At 57.9% G+C, this 20,585-nt stretch carries 20 protein-coding genes and 2 tRNA genes; 21 read left to right on the forward strand and 1 reads right to left on the reverse strand.

Annotated features, from left to right (window positions below):
• The first annotated feature begins 210 nt into the window (after window positions 1–210).
• From BLS30_RS12140 to recO, 18 genes are all read left to right on the forward strand, one after another.
• The gene (locus BLS30_RS12140; protein WP_046478944.1) at window positions 211–858 is read left to right on the forward strand and encodes an ATP-dependent Clp protease proteolytic subunit; all 648 of its coding nucleotides are present in this window, start codon (window positions 211–213) and stop codon (window positions 856–858) included.
• A 491-nt stretch (window positions 859–1,349) separates the two neighbouring features.
• The gene (clpX, locus tag BLS30_RS12145) at window positions 1,350–2,603 is read left to right on the forward strand and encodes an ATP-dependent Clp protease ATP-binding subunit ClpX (RefSeq protein WP_046478941.1); all 1,254 of its coding nucleotides are present in this window, start codon (window positions 1,350–1,352) and stop codon (window positions 2,601–2,603) included.
• A gap of 351 nt (window positions 2,604–2,954) precedes the next feature.
• A complete protein-coding gene (gene lon, locus BLS30_RS12150; RefSeq protein ID WP_046478938.1) occupies window positions 2,955–5,384 on the forward strand; it encodes an endopeptidase La in 2,430 nt (809 codons plus the stop codon).
• A 267-nt stretch (window positions 5,385–5,651) separates the two neighbouring features.
• A complete protein-coding gene (locus tag BLS30_RS12155; protein ID WP_046480594.1) occupies window positions 5,652–5,924 on the forward strand; it encodes an HU family DNA-binding protein in 273 nt (90 codons plus the stop codon).
• 187 nt (window positions 5,925–6,111) lie between these two features.
• Window positions 6,112–6,186 (forward strand) — tRNA-Val (locus BLS30_RS12160).
• Window positions 6,187–6,561: 375 nt separating this feature from the next.
• Window positions 6,562–6,759 carry a hypothetical protein gene (locus BLS30_RS12165; protein ID WP_046478935.1) on the forward strand — a complete coding sequence of 66 codons (198 nt, stop codon included), beginning with the start codon at window positions 6,562–6,564 and terminating at the stop codon, window positions 6,757–6,759.
• Between the two features lie 104 nt (window positions 6,760–6,863).
• Window positions 6,864–6,940, forward strand: a tRNA-Asp gene (locus tag BLS30_RS12170).
• A 297-nt stretch (window positions 6,941–7,237) separates the two neighbouring features.
• Window positions 7,238–7,603: an NADH-quinone oxidoreductase subunit A gene (locus BLS30_RS12175; RefSeq protein ID WP_046478933.1), complete on the forward strand. Its 366-nt coding sequence runs from the start codon at window positions 7,238–7,240 to the stop codon at window positions 7,601–7,603.
• Window positions 7,594–8,169, forward strand: coding sequence for a NuoB/complex I 20 kDa subunit family protein (locus BLS30_RS12180; RefSeq protein WP_046478930.1), 576 nt, complete (start codon window positions 7,594–7,596; stop codon window positions 8,167–8,169). Before BLS30_RS12175 ends, BLS30_RS12180 begins: the two co-directional genes overlap by 10 nt.
• 63 nt (window positions 8,170–8,232) lie before the next feature.
• The gene (locus BLS30_RS12185; RefSeq protein ID WP_046480592.1) at window positions 8,233–8,853 is read left to right on the forward strand and encodes an NADH-quinone oxidoreductase subunit C; all 621 of its coding nucleotides are present in this window, start codon (window positions 8,233–8,235) and stop codon (window positions 8,851–8,853) included.
• Window positions 8,854–8,858: 5 nt separating this feature from the next.
• Window positions 8,859–9,308: a thioesterase family protein gene (locus tag BLS30_RS12190; protein WP_090229076.1), complete on the forward strand. Its 450-nt coding sequence runs from the start codon at window positions 8,859–8,861 to the stop codon at window positions 9,306–9,308.
• A gap of 26 nt (window positions 9,309–9,334) precedes the next feature.
• Window positions 9,335–9,793, forward strand: coding sequence for a GFA family protein (locus BLS30_RS12195; protein ID WP_090229448.1), 459 nt, complete (start codon window positions 9,335–9,337; stop codon window positions 9,791–9,793).
• A 9-nt stretch (window positions 9,794–9,802) separates the two neighbouring features.
• On the forward strand, window positions 9,803–10,993 hold the full coding sequence (locus BLS30_RS12200; RefSeq protein WP_046478926.1) for an NADH-quinone oxidoreductase subunit D: 1,191 nt from the start codon (window positions 9,803–9,805) through the stop codon (window positions 10,991–10,993).
• A gap of 81 nt (window positions 10,994–11,074) precedes the next feature.
• On the forward strand, window positions 11,075–11,470 hold the full coding sequence (locus BLS30_RS12205) for a DUF4267 domain-containing protein (RefSeq protein ID WP_046478924.1): 396 nt from the start codon (window positions 11,075–11,077) through the stop codon (window positions 11,468–11,470).
• Between the two features lie 132 nt (window positions 11,471–11,602).
• On the forward strand, window positions 11,603–11,938 hold the full coding sequence (locus tag BLS30_RS12210) for a hypothetical protein (RefSeq protein ID WP_046478922.1): 336 nt from the start codon (window positions 11,603–11,605) through the stop codon (window positions 11,936–11,938).
• Between the two features lie 322 nt (window positions 11,939–12,260).
• Entirely contained in the window at window positions 12,261–12,926 is a 666-nt protein-coding gene (gene nuoE, locus BLS30_RS12215) for an NADH-quinone oxidoreductase subunit NuoE (protein ID WP_090229451.1), read from the forward strand.
• Between the two features lie 75 nt (window positions 12,927–13,001).
• Complete coding sequence (gene nuoF / locus BLS30_RS12220) at window positions 13,002–14,285, forward strand: NADH-quinone oxidoreductase subunit NuoF (RefSeq protein ID WP_090229078.1); 1,284 nt, start codon at window positions 13,002–13,004, stop codon at window positions 14,283–14,285.
• A gap of 82 nt (window positions 14,286–14,367) precedes the next feature.
• Window positions 14,368–15,105: a DNA repair protein RecO gene (recO, locus tag BLS30_RS12225; RefSeq protein ID WP_046478917.1), complete on the forward strand. Its 738-nt coding sequence runs from the start codon at window positions 14,368–14,370 to the stop codon at window positions 15,103–15,105.
• 15 nt (window positions 15,106–15,120) lie between these two features.
• Here recO and BLS30_RS12230 read toward each other — a convergent pair whose 3' ends face one another.
• Complete coding sequence (locus tag BLS30_RS12230; protein ID WP_090229080.1) at window positions 15,121–15,819, reverse strand: CAP domain-containing protein; 699 nt, start codon at window positions 15,817–15,819, stop codon at window positions 15,121–15,123.
• A 180-nt stretch (window positions 15,820–15,999) separates the two neighbouring features.
• On the opposite strand from BLS30_RS12230, the gene parC reads away from it, so the two are divergent.
• From parC to BLS30_RS12245, 3 genes are all read left to right on the forward strand, one after another.
• Window positions 16,000–18,252, forward strand: coding sequence for a DNA topoisomerase IV subunit A (parC, locus tag BLS30_RS12235; protein WP_090229083.1), 2,253 nt, complete (start codon window positions 16,000–16,002; stop codon window positions 18,250–18,252).
• A 249-nt stretch (window positions 18,253–18,501) separates the two neighbouring features.
• A complete protein-coding gene (locus tag BLS30_RS12240; protein WP_244464931.1) occupies window positions 18,502–18,948 on the forward strand; it encodes a hypothetical protein in 447 nt (148 codons plus the stop codon).
• Window positions 18,949–19,416: 468 nt separating this feature from the next.
• Entirely contained in the window at window positions 19,417–20,568 is a 1,152-nt protein-coding gene (locus BLS30_RS12245; protein ID WP_170832464.1) for a PcfJ domain-containing protein, read from the forward strand.
• The last annotated feature ends 17 nt before the right edge of the window (window positions 20,569–20,585 follow it).

Here is a 20,585-nt window from a genome sequence, read left to right on the forward strand (position 1 = left end):
TGTCCTTATTGGGCAGGCTTAATTCCCCATATTCCACGACCGGCGGGTGATATCCGGCTCGCCCGGCATTGGCGTCGGGTGATGAAACAGGCAGATTGCGTGCGGCGGACGATTCTGGCTCCATGACAACATGACTGGACGTCTTACCGTCCGCCCACCGATAGCCCATTTCGGGCGCCCGCCCGTTCGATAAGCAGGAGAAACGACCCCATGCGCGACCCCATCGCAACGTTGACGAATACCTTTTGGCCGATGGTCGTCGAGCAGACCAATCGCGGCGAGCGCGGCTACGATCTGCCCTCCCGCCTGCTTAAAGAACGCATCATCTTTGTGACCGGACCGATCGAAGACCACATGGCTGCATCCATCTGCATGCAGCTGCTGTATTGCGAATCGGAGAACCCGACCAAAGAGATTTCTATGTACATCAATTCGCCCGGTGGCGTGGTCACGGCCGGCATGGCGATCTACGATACCATGCAGTTCATCCGTCCGCCGATCGCGACTCTTTGTATCGGTCAAGCGGCCTCTATGGGCTCGCTCCTGCTGTGCGCTGGGGATAAGGGCATGCGCTACGCGCTCTCCAATGCGCGCATCATGGTGCATCAACCCTCCGGCGGCTTCCAGGGTCAGGCTTCAGATATTGAACGCCACGCTGAAGATATCATCAAGATGAAGCGTCGATTGAATGAAGTGTACGTCAAGCATACATCTCAACCCTACGAGGTAATTGAGAAAACGCTTGATCGCGACTACTTTATGACTGCGGAGCAAGCGATGGAATTTGGTCTCGTTGACCAAGTATTAACGAAACGCGCTGACGTGGAGACAGAAGATTCAACTCCAAAGGAAAGCTGAGCGCGCTATAGTTTGTGCTCTAGGCGCGGCGATTCAGCCGCGCCGGTTTTTCAAAGATAAATGACGGCGCAAGAGATACTTAGGATCTCATTTGCGGATATTTCGCTGCTTTGACGCTTAGAAGCCCTATTGCCGTCGCCTTGTCGGACAACCATGCCTACGTGGCGGTAGGGTTATTGGCAGCTAGACGCCCGTTTTCAGCAATTTTTCGATTAGGCTGGGGACGAAGCATTACAAGCGGCTTACAACCTGCCTATGTTAGGCGTTCGACGTCACAGTTTTGTGGCAATCTGGTCTTCATGCGGGCCAAGGTGGTGTACGGGCCGTTAATCCAATCTTGATCTGCGCTGGGGTAGCGTGCTCAGATCGGCTTATTCGGATCCCGTGCCTTCTCAAAGGCCTCGTCCCCCAGATCGCTGGGCGGCCGATAACAGACCGAAACTGGCTAAGGCGCGCAGATCGCGTTCCTCGACTACGGGTGAGATAAGAGAATGGCGAACGAGAAGAACACCCTTTATTGCTCCTTCTGCGGAAAGAGCCAGCACGAGGTTCGAAAACTGATTGCCGGGCCAACCGTGTTCATCTGCGATGAATGCGTTGAACTCTGCATGGATATCATCCGCGAGGAAAACAAGAACACCCTCGTAAAGTCGCGTGACGGCGTTCCAACACCACAGGAAATCTGTGAGGTTCTGGACTCTTACGTCATTGGCCAGTATCACGCTAAGCGTGTGCTCTCTGTTGCGGTCCACAACCACTACAAGCGTCTCAATCACGCGTCCAAGAACAATGACGTCGAGCTCGCCAAGTCGAACATCCTGCTGGTCGGTCCGACAGGCTGCGGTAAGACGCTGCTGGCGCAAACGCTGGCGCGTATTCTCGACGTGCCCTTCACGATGGCTGATGCCACGACGCTTACCGAAGCCGGCTATGTCGGCGAAGACGTCGAAAACATCATTCTCAAGCTCCTGCAGAACGCTGACTACAACGTCGAACGCGCACAGCGCGGCATCGTCTATATCGACGAGGTCGACAAGATCTCGCGCAAGTCTGACAATCCTTCGATTACACGCGACGTGTCAGGCGAAGGCGTTCAGCAGGCGCTGCTGAAGATCATGGAAGGGACGGTTGCATCCGTGCCACCACAGGGGGGACGCAAGCATCCCCAGCAGGAATTCCTGCAGGTTGACACGACCAACATACTTTTCATCTGCGGCGGTGCGTTCGCGGGCCTAGAGAAAATCATTTCTGGCCGCGGGAAAGGATCGTCTATCGGCTTTGGCGCGAAGATGCGCAGTTCCGAGGAGCGTCGTACCGGTGAAGTCCTCCGTGAGGTCGAGCCGGAAGATCTCCTGAAGTTCGGCCTCATCCCCGAATTCATCGGTCGTCTGCCAGTGATCGCAACACTCGAGGACTTGGACGAGGACGCCTTGGTGCAGATCCTTGCCGAGCCCAAGAACGCGCTCGTCAAGCAGTATCAACGGCTGTTTGAGATGGAAGATGTCAATCTCAACATCACCAACGAGGCTCTACGTTCAATTGCCCGGAAAGCGATCGAGCGCAAGACTGGTGCCCGTGGATTGAGATCCATCATGGAAGGCATTCTTCTCGACACAATGTATGATTTGCCAGCGCTGAAGGGTGTCGAAGAGATTGTAATAGGTCCGGAGGTTGTCGAGGGCGGCGCGCGTCCGTTGCGTATCTACGCTGACCGCGCCGAAGAAAAGGGCTCCACTGCGTCCTGATCGCGATCAGAAAATTGTTCTGCGGCGTTGCTGATGCACAATATCGGCACGTCGCAGAGCAACGACAGACAGCGTCGGTGCAGACTTGATCTGATCTGGTGAGCCACCACATTACGTCGGCTGTGCGTGCTAAGGTTACCAAAAGTGATACGATGGCTCGCTCAAGTCGGGCGGGGGTACCGCAAGCGGTATCGTATGAGTACGCGAAGATGTTAAAGTGACCTCCGAAAGCAGTCCAAGACTGACGAGGCATCGCTGCCTTTTATCAAGGGGCGCCGGCCTTGGTCGCAAGGGACTGCAAACTCCAGTCGAATGCCCTTCGGTGCTCGACTTTGATGGACAGGTGATAGAATGAGCGAAACTAACGAGACACGGTCCCCCGAGCACGGCACGGAGCTGTATCCGGTCCTGCCGTTGCGCGACATCGTGGTCTTCCCCTACATGATCGTGCCGCTGTTCGTTGGCCGCGAGAAGTCGATTAGCGCCCTCGAAGAGGTGATGCGCAGCGACAAGCATATCCTCTTGGCGTCCCAAAAGAACGCTGGCGATGATGATCCGGCATCCGACGCAATCTATGAAATGGGCACCCTCGCCTCTGTGCTGCAGCTGCTGAAGTTGCCCGACGGCACCGTTAAGGTGTTGGTCGAAGGCACGACGCGTGCGCGCATCAAGCGATTCACGGAGAACGCCGAATATTACGAAGCTGAAATCGAGCGCGTCGAAGAGGAAGTCGGCGCCGAAGAGGAGATTGAAGCTCTCGCACGCTCGACAGTGTCCCAGTTCGAGCAGTACGTGAAACTCAACAAGAAGATTTCGCCAGAGGTGCTCGGCACGATTAGCCAGATCGAGGACTACTCGAAGCTGGCCGATACGATTGCGTCACACCTAGCGATCAAGATCTCCGACAAGCAGGAGGTTCTCGAGGTCACGACGATCTCCGAGCGCCTTGAGCGCGTCTACACCTTGATGGAAAGCGAAATCTCCGTTCTCCAGGTCGAGAAGAAGATCCGCTCGCGCGTCAAGCGTCAGATGGAGAAGACGCAGCGCGAGTACTATCTGAATGAGCAGATGAAAGCCATTCAGAAGGAGCTCGGCGACACGGACGAACGCGATGATATCGCTGAGTTCGAGGAGAAGATCGAAAACACCAAGCTGTCGAAGGAAGCCCGCGACAAGGCGCTCGCTGAGTTGAAGAAGCTCAAGCAAATGAGCCCGATGTCCGCTGAGGCAACCGTCGTCCGCAACTACCTGGACTGGTTGTTGTCGATCCCCTGGGGCGTCAAGGGCAAGGTAAAGAAAGACCTCAACGAAGCCGAGTCGATCCTTGATGCGGAACACTACGGACTGGAGAAGGTCAAGGAACGCATCCTTGAATATCTCGCCGTCCAAAACCGCACAAACAAACTCAAGGGCCCGATTCTGTGCCTCGTTGGTCCCCCGGGTGTCGGTAAGACCTCGCTTGGCAAATCGATTGCGAATGCGACCGGACGCGAATTCGTTCGCATGAGCCTCGGTGGTGTTCGCGACGAAGCTGAGATTCGCGGTCACCGTCGGACCTACATCGGCTCGATGCCGGGGAAGGTCATCCAGTCGATGCGCAAGGCGAAGCGGACCAACCCGCTCTTCCTGCTCGACGAGATCGACAAGATGGGTTCTGATTTCCGCGGCGATCCGGCAGCGGCATTGCTTGAGGTTCTTGATCCCGAGCAGAACGCTTCGTTCAACGATCACTATCTTGAGGTCGACTACGATCTCTCGAATGTGATGTTCGTCACGACGGCCAACACGCTGAATATTCCACCGGCTCTTATGGACCGTATGGAGATCATTCGTCTCGCCGGCTACACCGAGGACGAGAAGCTGCAAATCGCCAAGCGGCACTTGCTGCCGCAGCAGCGTCAGTCTCACGGGCTGGAAGAAGGCGAGTGGATTGTCGAAGATAGCGCGTTGCTCGAGATCATCCGTCGTTACACCCGCGAAGCTGGGGTTCGTTCCTTGGAGCGGGAACTAGCTAAGCTGGCCCGCAAGGCGGTGAAGGAGATCCTGACATCGTCAAATACCTCGGTAACGGTGACGGAAGAGAACGTCGGCGATTACCTGGGTGTGACCAAGTACCGTTATGGCCAGGCCGAACTCGAAGATCAGATCGGTATCGTCACGGGACTGGCCTGGACAGAAGTCGGCGGCGAGCTCTTGACCATCGAAGGCATCCGTATGCCCGGTAAAGGCAAGATGAGCGTCACGGGCAACCTGCGCGATGTGATGAAAGAATCGATTCAGGCCGCGAACGCCTACGTGCGGTCGCGTTCGGTCGATTTCGGAATCTCTCCGAAGATCTTTGAAAAGTTCGATATCCACGTACACGTGCCGGAAGGTGCGACGCCGAAAGATGGTCCATCTGCTGGTGTTGCGATGGTGACGGCGATTGTCTCCGTGTTGTCACAGATTCCTGTCCGCAAGGATGTGGCTATGACCGGCGAAATCACGCTCCGTGGTCGCGTGCTGCCGATCGGTGGTCTGAAGGAAAAGCTCCTGGCAGCGCTGCGCGGCGGCATCAAGAAAGTCCTGATCCCAGAGGAAAACGTCAAAGATCTCGCTGACATATCCGATGAGATTAAGACGAAACTTGAAATCGTCCCGGTCTCAAGAGTCGAAGAAGTGCTGAAGCAGGCGCTCGATCGCATGCCTGAGCCGATCACGTGGGATGAGGATGCCCAGCAGGCCGCTGCGGTGGCCGAAAAAGGCACTGATAGCACGGACGAACGTCCGGTTGCGCACTGACCTGACGCCAGCACCAACCGTGCCATAAAGTCAAGGACGCCGCCCCTGGATTGCCTCGGGCGGCGTCTTTATGTCGTCCTATACACCTTATCAGGCGATTTTCCCTGTATTTTCGGGCTTTTCAGCGTGTATTACCTCTTGACGACCGCCTATTTTCAGCGCTTTTTGCGACCTCTGTCACGTACAGATCAAGAAGCACCAGGCGAAGTCATCGGTAATGTCCTGATCGCAATTCGGGTGCAGCGTGAATCAAGGGATTGGAAAGCAATGAGCAAGAAAGACCTCATCGACGCCATCGCCAAAGAATGTGATTTGACCAAGGAGAAGGCGGGCTCGGCTGTCGACGCGATGCTTTCGCACATCAAGTCGTCAATGAAGAAGGGCGAAGAGGTACGCATCCCTGATTTTGGAACCTTCAAGGTAACAAAGCGCGCGGCTCGCGACGGCCGCAATCCGCTTACCGGCGAGACCATCAAGATCAAGGCTTCGAAGGTGGCCAAGTTCACCCCTTCGAAGGGCCTGAAGGATCTGCTCAACTAAGAGCAGGTGCTCGGCATTTGCTGAGAGTACATAATGAAGAGGGGCGCACTACGCCCCTCTTTCGTGTCCCTCCACCTCATAGGAGCGGGACACAAAATCGATTTCTTGTCGCATCGTTCGTATAAGCGGCAATTCGCCCTCATTGCGCGGCTGGCTTCAGCCCGCTAATGTCTGCGGCTCATGTTGTGGGCGGTTAGCTCAGTGGTAGAGCGCCTCGTTTACACCGAGGATGTCGGGAGTTCGACCCTCTCACCGCCCACCATTCTTCCGATTAAGCTACGCTCTTCTTCCCCGCAGGGGCCCGATTTGCGGCTCCTCACGCTCTGTCGATCTGACAGCGGCCCGGGGCCCTCTACGAGCGAATCACTCGGTGAGCTTTATCCCCGCTCTCTGAGCGCACGCACGGAACCAATAGTTTCCCAATGTTGTTCCTGAGGTAACAGGTTTTGCGCGTTGCCTATGCTATCCCGTGGAACCTGCCGTGGGGAGTTTACGCCACGTCAAAGAGCCCGCCACGATCTCTCCACCGAATCACTTGAGAGGTGGACAAGACAGGATTGCCACTGTGTGTGGTGTGGCGGCGTTGGCATGGTGGCGACCTCTACAGCGACCAGGGTAAAGATCAGGAGACGTTCTCATGAGCAACGCAATCGCAGATACGTCGATGGCACAGCGACGCACCCTCGATCTCGTTTCAAAGGCGAACGATAAGCGCGAACTCGACACCAAGGCTGACGCATTGGTCGCAGAATTGCGCAAAGTCCGCGCTAACGTCGATTCCCTTTTGCGCGCCAGCGATCTCGCCAGTTTAAAAGCAGAACGCGACGCTGCTTGAACGTGTGTGAAAAGGCGGTTTCTCCCGCTTGACTTAAGCGTCACGAACACGTACATCCAGCGCTCTGCAACGCAGGCATCAACGAGATGCCGAGCGCAAGGATTGCGGGAGTAGCTCAGTTGGTTAGAGCGCCGGCCTGTCACGCCGGAGGCCGCGGGTTCAAGTCCCGTCTCTCGCGCCATCCTTTCTTTCACTCAGCCCATTTTTGATGTGATGCGCGCCCCCTAATTTGAGGGGGGTGACGTCTACTGTGCCGCGGATAACCTCGCCGGTCTTGTCCCCAGCACAAGAGGCCTCCACGTTAAAAGAATAGGCGCACCCTCGCTGGCGCAGTTGCGCGGGCCTGAAGGCTAAGCTAACACCTGATCGAACAGGCGAACGGCCGTAGCCGCTTCGACCATCCTAGCCCAGTCTAAAAGCTGGGACGCCGCCGTATCCCGGCTGGACGAGGCCAAATGCGGCAAAGGGATCTGACTTCATGACGCAGCTCTTGCTCGAATATCTTCCAATTGCGGTGTTCCTGGCTGTCGCACTCGCGATCGCGTTAGCTATGATGATCGCGCCCTTCATCATCGCGGTGCGCAATCCGGACCCGGAAAAGGTTTCGGCTTACGAATGCGGATTTGATGCGTTCGATGACGCCCGCATGAAGTTCGACGTCCGGTTTTACCTCGTCTGTCTGCTGTTCATCATTTTCGACCTTGAGATCGCCTTTCTGTTCCCGTGGGCGGCGGCCTTCCGCGACATCGGGTTGTTCGGCTTCTGGTCGATGATCATCTTCCTCGCCGTTCTCACGATCGGCTTCATTTACGAATGGAAGAAGGGAGCCCTGGAATGGGATTGATCCTGCCTCCTGAGTTCGTCCGTGATACGCCGCGCGAAGGCGCAGGCGGAGCAACCACCGTCGAGCGTGCAGCAGATCCTTTTTTCACCGACATCAACAATGAGCTGGCGGACAAAGGTTTCCTCGTCACGAGCACGGACGATCTGATCAACTGGGCACGTACAGGCTCGCTGATGTGGATGACGTTCGGGCTGGCCTGCTGTGCGGTCGAAATGATGCAGGCATCGATGCCGCGTTATGACGTAGAGCGCTTTGGCTTCGCCCCTCGCGCTTCGCCGCGACAGTCCGACGTGATGATCGTTGCGGGCACGCTGACCAACAAAATGGCGCCGGCACTTCGCAAAGTGTACGATCAGATGCCTGAGCCGCGTTACGTCATTTCCATGGGGTCATGCGCAAACGGCGGCGGCTACTATCACTACTCTTATGCCGTCGTGCGTGGCTGCGATCGGATTGTACCTGTCGATATTTATGTTCCCGGGTGTCCACCGACAGCCGAGGCGCTGGTCTACGGTATCCTGCTGCTGCAACGAAAGATTAGGCGCACGGGTACGATCGCGCGCTAGTTGCTAAAACTAGTCGTCGACGACGACCATGCGACCGACGACATCTGAGAAGTGCGGATGAAAATGGACGAAACCAACGACGATCTGGGCGATTACCTGAACTCCAAGATGGTAACCGCGCTTTTGAGTACGAACGTCGCTTACGGCGAACTCACGATCAATATCGCGCGTGAGCACATCCTGCGTGTCCTCAAGTTTCTGCGCGACGATGCCCGCTGCCGTTTCGAAGTGTTGATCGATATCTGCGGCGTGGACTGGCCAGCGCGCGCTAACCGCTTTGACGTCGTCTACCATCTGCTGTCGCCGCGCAATAATCAGCGCATCCGCGTCAAGCTTGAGGTCAATGAGACAACACCTGTTCTAAGCGCAGTAGAAGTATTCTCCAACGCGGACTGGTACGAGCGCGAAGCTTACGACATGTATGGCATCCTGTTTTCAGGCCATCCAGACCTGCGCCGTCTACTGACGGATTACGGCTTCCAGGGATATCCGATGCGCAAGGATTTCCCGCTGACAGGGTATGTCGAGGTCCGTTACGACGACTCCAAGAAGCGCGTCGTTTATGAGCCTGTGAAGCTCACTCAGGAATTTCGCGCATTCGATTTCGAGAGCCCTTGGGAAGGCACGGAGTACATCCTTCCCGGAGACGAAAAAGCCAGCCAAGCGCCTGGCAATAAGAGCTAGTATCGATGCGGGACACATTGAAGGTCGGCGATCGGGTTCAGTTTGCCTACGAGGTGCCGGCATCGAAAACCGTTCCGGGCCTTTATCCGGAAGCGAAAGAGTTCTCCGCAATGCCAGCGGTCTTCGCCACGGGTTTCATGGTCGGCCTGATGGAATGGACTTGCATGAAAGTTCTTGCCGGTCATCTGGACGAAGGCGAGGGAAGCTTGGGGGTTCACATCGACGTGTCGCATTCTGCTGCGACGCTGCCCGGCCAGACGGTCACGGTGGATGCGGAGTGCACGTCGATACAAGGCCGCCGTATTGGCTTTTATGTTCGTGCCCACGACGGAATCGAGACGATCGGCGAGGGGCGGCACGAACGCATCGTTATGGCCTGGAATCGCTTCGAGGCGATTCTGGGTAAGAAGGCGAAAGCCGCAGGCGTCGCGCCACTGGCGCCCGTGAAGGAATGAACGGCGAAGCGGAGTGGATAAGATCCATGAGCGGAACGGAAGCAAGCACAGCGCCAGATGTTGAAAAAACGGGGCGGTGCCTTTGTGGCGCAGTGCAATTCAAAGCGCATATAGGCAAGCCGGAAATTGGCACGTGCCACTGCGTTATGTGCCGGCGCTGGGCGGCCGGCCCGTTCCTCGGTGTCGATACGAGCATGCCGATCGAGATTACGTCGGGCGAAGCAAGCCTCGGCGTCTACCGCTCGTCCGACTGGGGAGAACGCGGTTTTTGCCGCGATTGCGGGGCTTCGCTGTTTTGGCGCACTCAGGACGGTAGCCACGCTGTCATTTCTGTCGGCGCGCTCGACTCGGATGAAGGCTTGGTTTTCAAGACCGAAGTCTTTATCGACCAAAAGCCTCCCTATTATGAGTTCGCCAACGACACCGAAAAGATGACCGGCGCAGAGCTTTTCGCGCTATTCACCGGTGACGCAACAAACGATTGAGACGCATAAATGGCTGAAACCGAACTGCGCCAATTCAACATCAATTTTGGTCCGCAGCACCCTGCCGCGCACGGCGTGCTCCGGCTCGTTCTGGAGCTGGACGGCGAAGTGGTCGAGCGCGTTGACCCGCATATCGGACTCTTGCATCGCGGTACCGAAAAGCTGATCGAGCATAAGACGTACCTTCAGGCGATCGGGTATTTCGATCGCCTTGACTACGTTGCCCCGATGAATCAGGAGCACGCTTTCTGCCTCGCGGCCGAACGCCTCCTTGAACTCACCATTCCTCCGCGCGCGAGCTACATTCGTGTCCTGTATTCGGAGATCGGCCGCATCCTGTCCCATCTCCTGAACGTCACAACACAGGCCATGGACGTCGGTGCGCTGACGCCTCCACTTTGGGGCTTTGAAGAGCGCGAAAAGTTGATGGTGTTTTATGAGCGAGCTTCGGGCAGCCGTATGCACGCAAAATACTTCCGGATCGGCGGGGTTCACCAGGATCTGCCGCCAGAGTTGATCGACGATATCTACGATTGGTGTGATCCGTTCCTGAAGGTCTGCGACGATATCGAAGGCCTGCTGACAGACAACCGGATCTTCAAGCAGCGGAACGTAGATATTGGCGTCGTGGACCTGGACGATTGCTTCGATCGCGGCTTCTCAGGCGTAATGGTACGCGGGTCCGGCGCAGCGTGGGACCTACGCAAATCCCAGCCGTACGAGCGCTATGAGGAATTCGACTTCGACATTCCCGTAGGCAAAAACGGCGATTGTTACGACCGCTATCTGATCCGCATGCGCGAGATGCACGAGTCGGTGCGCATCATGAAGCAAGCCTGCGAGAAACTGCGTTCGCCCGAAGGGGCTGGGCCGCATGTCGCCGATGACAAAAAGGTGGTGCCGCCTAAGCGCCCGGAAATGAAGCGCTCGATGGAAGCCCTCATCCATCACTTCAAGCTCTACACCGAAGGTCATCGTGTACCCGAAGGCGAGGTCTACGCCTGCGTCGAAGCTCCGAAGGGCGAGTTCGGCGTGTATCTCGTGTCAGATGGGTCCAATAAGCCCTATCGCTGCAAAATCCGGGCGCCGGGCTTCCCGCATCTGGCGGCCATGGATTTCATGAACCGAGGCCATATGCTTGCAGACGTATCGGCCATTCTGGGCTCTCTCGACATCGTCTTCGGCGAAATCGACCGTTAGCAGATGTAGGGGGGGGCCAGCATTGCGCACGCCCTGCTCTTCCGCCATCCTTCACCCGGCACACGTGAAGGGAATGGCCCGATGCTGACAAGACGCAAACCTATTGTGGCCCTGGCGGTCATTGCCGGGGCTCTCCTGACGTTAATTGGCATCCGCTTCCTTCTAGTGCCCGATAGCGCGGCCAAAACCTTTGGGCTAACCCCGGCAATGGCGGGCGCTCAACTCCACGCCATTATTGGTCTGCGGGACATCTGGCTCGGAGCACTTGCCATCGCTTTCGCCCTGCTTGGCCAGTGGCGTGCGTTGGCCTTGTGGTTTTTGTTCGGTGTCCTGGTCTGCTGGGCCGACGCGGCCATCGTGGCGACGTCCGGAGGTCCACGGCTGGCCATCGCCTTCCATACGGGCTCAGGCGTCTTTTGCCTGGTTTTAGGCGTGGCCGCATGGCGTCTGTCCAACAAGGAAGCGCACGCCGGCTAGCGATCACACTGGCGCCTTCCACGATAAGTTGGCAAAAACGCCTAACTGCTGAATTTGGCAGAGTGTTTGGCTATACTACGTGACCTGTGCGCAGAACGAGCGCAGCCGTGAGTTTGTGTGAGGACCGATCAGATGATCGACGGCCTGTTTCTCCTTGCCCTGTTTGCCGTGGGCCTGGGCCTGAGCCTTGCCACCTACCGGCTTATTGCCACCCATTACGGCTGGCCCATGGGCGCGGTACATGTCTCGCAACCGCTGATACCCATAACGATCGGCACAGTGGCGCTGTTACTGGGCGTCACCTTCGCTGCAACGCGCGCAACGGAGGGAGGCTGGATTATCCTTGGTTGTGGCCTGTTGCTGGCCGCCTTCTGGACCGGCTTCTTACGTGTCGGATCCCAAATAGCGCTCTTTCTGGCGCCGGCAGCAGCACTACTCCTTGTGTTGGGTTGGCTTGGCAGCGTTTAACGTGAAACAATGTGGCAGGCTGGCGAGCCGCAATCATGCGTGTGACGCTGTGGCACGTGGTCTCTTGGTAGAGGGCGGGCGGGCGATTACATCCCTAGGGGACCTCACCCTGCCTCTTGCGTTGCAGCGCGGCACACCTTAGAGCCTTATCGGCATTAACTGCGCCGCTGGGCCGAAACGGCTGAAACGTGGTAGGCGCGGATGTTTGAGAAGTTCCGAAGAGGGCGCGGCGACACTAGGTTTGGTCGACGCGTGTGCGCACGGGTATGATGACGGCAAGGCGGCCGGATACCGTACGCTGGCAATCGATGAAGGAGCCCCGATGGCCGTCCGACGCTTAGACCCCGTTCAGCCAGCTTCATTCGAGTTTAATAAAGAGAACCTTGCCTGGGCCAAGGAGACCATCTCCAAGTACCCGGAAGGCAAGCAGGCGTCCGCGGTTATTCCGCTTTTGTGGCGCGCTCAGGAACAGCACGAGAACTGGCTGCCGGAGCCGGCTATCCGTTACGTCGCGGAAATGCTCGGTATGGCCTACATCCGCGTCTACGAGGTTGCGACGTTCTACACGATGTTCCACCTCTCGCCGGTTGGAACAACGGCGCATCTCCAGGTGTGCGGTACGACACCGTGCATGCTGCGGGGGGCTGAGGCTCTCATGGAAGTATGCAAACAGCGTATTTCCCCGACACAAAATACGCTGACAGCGGATGGTCGCTTTTCGTGGGAAGAGGTCGAATGCCTGGGCTCGTGCGCGAACGCGCCGATGCTGCAGATCTTCAAGGACACCTATGAAGACCTCACTCCGGAACTGCTTGAACATCTGTTGGATAGCTTTGCTGCTGGAAATCCTCCGAAACCGGGGTCGCAGATTGGCCGCACGGCTTCGTGCCCAGCAGGTGGTCCAACAACTTTGAAGGATGTTGCGCACGTCATGACGCAGCGCAGGAATGTTTCTGACGGCAATATTGGCGAAGGAACGAAGAACTAAGGTAGGCCGGTCGCGCCCCTAGACGCGATCACCGTTCGCCGCAAGCCGAGACGATACCGGGAGCGAATACAAGCGATGCTCGCAGACAAGGACCGAATCTTTACAAACCTGTACGGCTTCCACGATGCCGGGCTTGCTGGCGCACGGGAGCGCGGCGGCTGGGACGGGACCAAGGCCTTTATCGATAAAGGGCACGATTGGATCATCGATCAGGTCAAGGACTCAGGCCTGCGTGGTCGCGGCGGTGCGGGCTTTCCAACGGGGCTTAAATGGTCGTTCATGCCCAAGAGCGATCCACGGCCGTCTTACCTCGTCATCAATGCCGACGAATCTGAGCCCGGCTCCTGCAAGGACCGCGAGATTACGCGGCATGATCCGCATCTACTCATTGAAGGCGCGCTCCTGGCCTCCTTCGCGATGCGCGCGCACAAGTGCTTCATCTATTTTCGTGGCGAATACATTCGCGAACGTGAGCGGTTTCAAGCTGCGGTGGATGAAGCGTACGAGGCACGACTGATCGGCAAGAATAACATTCACGGCTGGGATTTTGACCTCGTCGTGCATCACGGCGCGGGGGCTTATATCTGCGGCGAAGAAACCGCGATGCTCGAAAGCCTGGAAGGCAAGAAGGGCCAGCCGCGTCTGAAGCCTCCCTTCCCGGCAGGTTGCGGCCTCTACGGCGCGCCGACGACGGTCAACAACGTCGAGTCGATCGCGGTTGTGCCGGAAATCCTCCGCCGAGGCGCGACCTGGTTTTCTTCGCTGGGTAAGCCGAATAACACCGGCACCAAGCTGTTCCAGATTTCCGGTCACGTCGAACGGCCTTGCGTCGTCGAAGAGGAAATGGGCATTCCGCTTCGCGAACTCCTAGAGAAACACGCTGGCGGTGTGCGTGGCGGCTGGAAGAACCTGAAGGCTGTGATCCCCGGCGGATCGTCAGTCCCTCTCGTGCCTGCGGATCTGTGTGAAGATCTGACCATGGACTTCGACGCCTTGATGAAGGTGAAGTCTGGTCTCGGCACCGCTGCCGTCATTGTGATGGACCAGTCCACCGATGTGATCAAAGCGATTTCCCGCATCTCGTATTTCTACAAACACGAGAGTTGTGGCCAGTGCACGCCTTGTCGCGAAGGCACAGGCTGGATGTGGCGCGTGATGGAGCGGTTGGTAAAGGGCGAGGCTCAAAAACGCGAGATTGATCTCCTGCTCGATGTCACGAAGCAGGTTGAAGGCCACACCATTTGCGCGCTGGGTGATGCTGCCGCTTGGCCCATCCAGGGCTTGATTCGCCACTTCCGCCACGAAATAGAGGCGCGTATCGACGCCAATCAAGCTGCGATGAGCGAGGCTGCCGAATAAGGGGTCAGCGCGATACGTCTGTCGGCGGAGTTGGGTGGATCGCATCGCCGAAACATGGGTAGGAGCCCGGTTACGCTCGATTATGCAATGGACGGATGAAGGCATTGTCATCGCGGTCCGTGCGCACGGTGAGACGGCGGCGGTCGCGGAGCTATTCAGCCGCTCCCATGGGCGCCATCTCGGTCTCGTCCATGGCGGCCGCTCTCGTCGGTTACGCCCCGTGCTGCAAATCGGCAATCACGTCGATGCAACCTGGAAGGCCCGTCTGGCGGATCAGTTGGGCCATATGCAAATCGAACTGCGTCGGGGCTTTGCCGCAACGGCCATGTCTGACCCCGGCTCGCTCGCCGCGCTGTCATCCCTCTGTACGCTGCTGCACCTGATGCCGGAGCGCGACCCTCACCCCAATCTCTATGAGATCACTCTCTTTGTTCTAGGCTTCCTCGACGACGATAGCGTTTGGCCTGCCTTGATGGTGCGGTGGGAATTGGCACTGCTCGATGAAATGGGGTTCGGCTTGGACCTCACAGCTTGTGCTGCAACCGGCATCAATGATGATCTGATCTACGTCTCGCCTAAGTCGGGCCGCGCGGTATCCGCGTCCGCTGGCGAACCCTATCGCGACAAGCTTCTGGCGCTCCCGGCCTTCCTGATCAAGGGGCGAAAAGTACCCGTTACATCCGAGGATGTGCGTGCCGGCTTGGCGCTGACTGGGCATTTTCTGCAAACGCGCGTCTTCGCACCAAGGGACGCTAAGGTGCCGGATGTGCGCCACCGCATGGTTGAATTGATTGAGCGGCGCGCGCAGGCCGAGGCGTAACAGACCAGCAGGTGATCAACGTCCGCTCACGGGTTCGATCTCGATGCGAATCTGGCCGGAGCGATCCTGACTCAGGCGATAGGATTGCCCATCGGCGGCCGTATAACGACTCTGGACCTTCCCTGCACTTTTTCCTGCGATATCAAAGGCGATGTCGCCTGGTTCGCAGGTTTTATGCTGCACGGAGTATCCCGGTCCGATTTCGTGCGTTTCGCCGCCGAATGTGTAGTCAACGCTCTGTCGGGCACGGTTGGAAATGCGAAACGCGTACATCTCGGATGTAGGCCGACCGAAAAGCTGCACGGAGACGTATTTCGGATGCTTATCGGGGACGCGCGTGACGGCGACACCGATTTCCTTGACGTAGGGAGCAAGCAGGTTCTTGCGATGCGAAGGAGATTTGATCCATCCCTCCACAGCTTGGTTCGCGAGGGCGGAAGTGGTGAAGCCGCGGCTATCGAGCGCCATCGCGAGATTCTCTGCGATCTGGCAGTAGGTATAGCCCGCCGCTTCAGCCCGAGCCGATGGCTGTCGGCCATCGGCATCGTGCGCGAAGGTGTTGGTGCGGCTCAAATATTCCGCATAGGCCCGGGCCGCCTTGTCTAAAGCTGCGTTGCGGTGGACCGCACCTAGCGAATTTTTGGCGCGGTAGGCATTGGTCATCTCGATAATTTGGACTTCAACCGCCGGAACATCCGGAGCAACGGGTGTCATGTGGACCGTCTCTCGATTGGGGGAGCGTGACGCATTGTTATGCTCGCCTGTTGCGGCAAGACTTTGTAAAATAACCGAAGTGCGCCGTTTGCAGCGCGCAGCCCTTCAATTAAGTGTGTTTCTGCAACCTGTGGCGTTGCAGCACTTGAGCCGGCAGGTCCGGCGCAGTAACCGATCTCCATGAGCCAAAAACCGATTCTACCCGACGACAGTCCGATCGAGCCCGTAAACCTGCGCGATGCGCTCGAAGAGCGTTATCTCGCCTACGCGCTCTCAACCATTATGGGCCGAGCGCTGCCAGATGTGCGCGACGGTCTCAAACCTGTGCATCGGCGTATTCTCTATGCGATGCGCGAGCTGAAGCTCGACCCGGATTCTGGCTACAAGAAGTGTGCGAAGATTGTCGGCGAAGTGATGGGTAACTATCACCCGCACGGCGACCAGGCGATCTATGATGCGCTCGTCCGTCTCGCGCAGGACTTTGCCGTGCGCTACCCGATGGTCGACGGCCAGGGCAACTTCGGCAATATAGACGGCGATAACGCGGCGGCGATGCGTTACACCGAGAGCCGTCTGACCGAGACCGCAACGCTGCTGCTGGACGGCATCGATGACGATACGGTTGATTTCCGTCCGACCTACGACGGCACGAATAATGAACCCGTCGTTCTCCCGGCTGCGTTCCCCAATTTGCTCGCGAACGGCTCCTCCGGAATTGCTGTGGGCATGGCGACCAACATTCCTCCGCACAATGCCGAGGAACTCTGCAACGCACTCCTGCATCTGATCAAGCATCCCAACGCCACGATCGAGAAGCTCGTCGAGTATATTCCAGGACCCGACTTCCCGACGGGTGGCGTCATAGTCGAGCCTCGTGAGCAGATTCTTGAGGCCTATCGCACGGGACGGGGTGGGTTCCGGCTGCGCGCCAAGTGGGAGCGAGAAGACCTCGGCCGCGGCGGCTATCAGATCGTCATTACAGAGGTGCCCTACCAGGTTCAGAAGTCGAAGCTCGTGGAGCGAATTGCCGAACTGATGAGTGAGCGCAAGCTGCCGCTCTTGGGCGATGTGCGTGACGAGTCGGCGGAAGAGATCAGGCTCGTGCTGGAGCCCAAAACCCGCACGGTGGATCACATCCTGCTTATGGAGAGCCTGTTCAAGCTCACCGAGCTCGAAATCCGCTTCGGGCTCAACATGAACGTTCTGTCCGGCGGACAGATTCCCAACGTTCTGTCCTTGCGCGATGTGCTCTGGCAATGGCTTGAACATCGCATTGAAGTGTTGGTCCGGCGGTCGAACCATCGCTTGCAGAAGATCGAGCACCGCCTCGAGGTACTCGCGGGCTATCTGATCGCATTCCTGAACATCGATGAGGTCATCCGTATCGTTCGCTTCGAGGACCAACCGAAGGCGAAACTGATCGAGACCTTCGAGCTTACCGATGTGCAGGCCGAAGCCATTCTGAACCTCCGCTTGCGGGCTCTCTCCAAGCTTGAAGAAATCCAGATCCGTGCCGAGCACGACAAGCTGTCGGCGGAACGCGATAGCCTGAAGGCGTTGCTCGCCTCAGAAGATCTGCAGTGGACCAAAGTTTCCGAAGAGATCAAGGAGACGCGCGAGCGCTATTCGAAAAAAACTGACCTCGGACGTCGGCGCTCTTCGTTCGCGGAAACGCCCACCATTGAGGTCGATCTGGATCAGGCGTTTGTCGAGAAGGAGCCCGTCACCGTCATCCTCAGCGAAAAGGGCTGGGTGCGGACTCTGAAGGGCCATGTTGACGACCTGAGTAAGCTGGACTTCAAGCAGGGCGATAAGCTCAAGCGGGCCTTCCACGCGCACACCACCGACAAGATTTTGATGTTCGCGACCAACGGTAAATTCTTCACGCTGGAAGCAAGCCAGTTGCCCGGCGGACGCGGACACGGTGAGCCGGTCCGTCTTATGGTCGATTTTGAGGATAATCACGACATCGTCACTGCGTTTGTCTATCAGCCGGGACGCCGTTTGCTCGTCGCGTCTACGGCGGGTTACGGATTCATTGTGCCCGAGGATGAAGTCGTCGCCGCAACCCGCAAGGGCAAGCAGGTGCTGAATGTCAGCGAGCCGGATGAGGCGAAGCTTGTTGTTCCTGTCGAAGGCGACCGAATTGCAACGGTTGGAGATAACCGCAGGCTTCTCATTTTTGAGACGCAGGAAGTCAATGAGATGACGCGCGGCAAGGGCGTGATCCTGCAGCGGTTCCGTGATGGTGGTCTTTCAGATGTTAAGGCTTTCGATGCCGAGACGGGCCTGACCTGGGTCGACAGCGCCAACCGCACGTTCACGATGTCGCTGGATGATCTCGCTGATTGGGTCGGGGCGCGGGCGCAGGCTGGCCGCACGGTGCCGCCGAGATTCCCGCGGTCCAACTCCTTCGGTCCAGCGTTCGGCTAGCGTGCTTCCGCAAAAGTGAGAACCGGTTTTCCGATAAGAAGCACGGCGCAACAAAGCCAGTCCGTCCGGATGCCTGGCGTACCAAATGCCTGCCGGGCGCTCTTCCGGTAGGCGTCACTTGAATACCGCAGCGGTGTGGCTTTCAACACCCATCTGCTGGAACAGCCGCGTCCCATGCCTTGAACTTGGCTCACAACTAAGTCATGGGTATCGTTCGATTGGGCATTGATAGGCTGGGAAAGACCCCTGATGGGGAAGTGGGCACTCATCCTTTTTGCGTTATTTTTGATGCTTGTCCGGACCCCGGCACAGGCTCAGGAGACGAATTGCGCGCGCGGTGATTTTGAAGCTGTGGTTGATGACGCCGCTTCCGCCCTGCGCGATCTGAACAATGCAAATCGGCCTGTATTTCAGGAAAAGCTACGCGAGCTGAAAGAGAAAAACGGGTGGGATCATGATCAGTTCATGGTCGCAGCCGCACCGTTCGTTCGCGACGACACCATTGCGGTCTACGATACAAAATCGCAGGATCTGCTCGCGGCGATCGCGACGTTGGGGCAGGAAGGCGCAGAAGCGAGCACGCCCGATTGCGCAGTGCTTTCCGAACTCAAAGCCAGGATGACGGTGCTGGTCGAAACGCAGACCGAAAAATGGAAATACATGTTCTCAAAACTTGAGACAGCTTTGAAGAAATAGCCGACACGGAGCTGCGTTAAACGCGCCTCTGAATAATTTCTCACCCTACGGCCTTTACTTTGCCGACTTCTCTGTTTAGAAGCCCGCGCCATTGCCAATCATTTTTTCTACTGTTGTGAGAACCCCATGCGCGAAGCCCAACGAGATTTACTCGACACGCCAGTAATTGGCGCGTGGCAGCTTGCGCGCGTCATTGGCGATTATTTGCCAACGCTCGACCTCGGCTTCTGAGCCGAACTTCGTTGCCTTCGATGACGACAGGCACGTTCCCCGCATGAGCGTGGAGCGCGAGCAGGTACGACGTACGTGATTTCCGGCTGATTTGGCCAGAGTGCTTCCGGAAAAGTGGACACCGGTTTTCCGAGAGGAAGCACGGCCAAACCTGAACCACGAAGGGCCTCATCTAAGCCCTGAGCGTTTCCGGCTGCGCCATTGCACGTGCGTCTGATGCAGCAGGACTTAAAGACCATGGCACAGACGCTTCAAAAGAACGAAGCCATTGAACGGCAGATCCGGCGATACCACCCGAGCTTTCGCCGTCGTGTGCGCCAATACGCTGGCCTGTCTCCCCGCCTCGCGGACCTCGTGACGAGCTTCCCCGCGGCGGTGGTGGCGATCGTCTCTCCTGAGCTCAATGCGAGCGCCAGGGGAACGGCTACGCGTATGGCCAAGGACGGTGAGAGCCTGCGTGAGGTCTCTCGTGTGCTGGGCGTACCGTATTGGGCACGGCGTCTGCCTCCGGAAGTTCTGGCGCAGCCGTTGAACGCCTTGCCGGTGGGTTCGAATTTCGAGGGACGCATGGCGCAACTCGTGCCGAAGAACCCGGAAGCGGCTAGGCGTTGGTTGCAGTGGGTGCAGTTTGGTCATTGCGCGGCGAACTCCGAGTTCGCCATGTGGCTGGCCAGCCAGAAGTTCTTCCAGCGCGAACTGGGCCTCGGATTTCCGCTCCTGCCGCTTGCCGCTTACGCTTGGTACTCCGGTGTCGAGGAAGGCGCGGCACGCGAGTTGATCGATGAACCGTGGAACCGTCGCATGCCGTTCAGCGTCGCTGCGACCGCCACGATCGCATGGATCGAAAAGATCGTGGCGTGCTTCGAGGCTCCGCGTATCAGACGGCGTGGTCCTGGGCGTTACAGCCGTCAGCGGGTGCGAAATGGCTATCGCGTGGTACCGCTTCGCACGGCGGCCCAGCTGCACCAAGAGGGCAGTATCATGAACCACTGCGTGGCGACTTATGCCGCGCTAGTGGCACAGGGTGTCTGCACGATCCTCTCGGTTCGCGTCCAGGATAAGCGCGTGGCTACGGTTGAGATTCGACCACGGGGCACGCCTGGGGGTGGCTATGCCATCGTTCAGCTTCAGGGGCCGGGAAACACCCGGGTCTCTGAGCAGATCTGGCGTGCCGTCTTGGAGTGGCTCGCGGTCCAACCGGCAGACCCGCATGCCATGCTCGGGGTGGGCGACGAGTTCGTTATCTCGCCCGAGCGGTGGGAAAGGATCTGGCGGCCCTACGTGACGGCGAAGGGCGTGATAGGGCTCTCGGCGGAAGCTGCGACCTTGAACAGGCTGCGTCGCGACGCCGACGCCTTGCAGCAGATCATCGCCTCTAGCTCGCGGTGATCGACACCAAAAATAGG

It is taken from the genome of Filomicrobium insigne (assembly GCF_900104305.1).
GTDB lineage: Bacteria > Pseudomonadota > Alphaproteobacteria > Rhizobiales > Hyphomicrobiaceae > Filomicrobium > Filomicrobium insigne.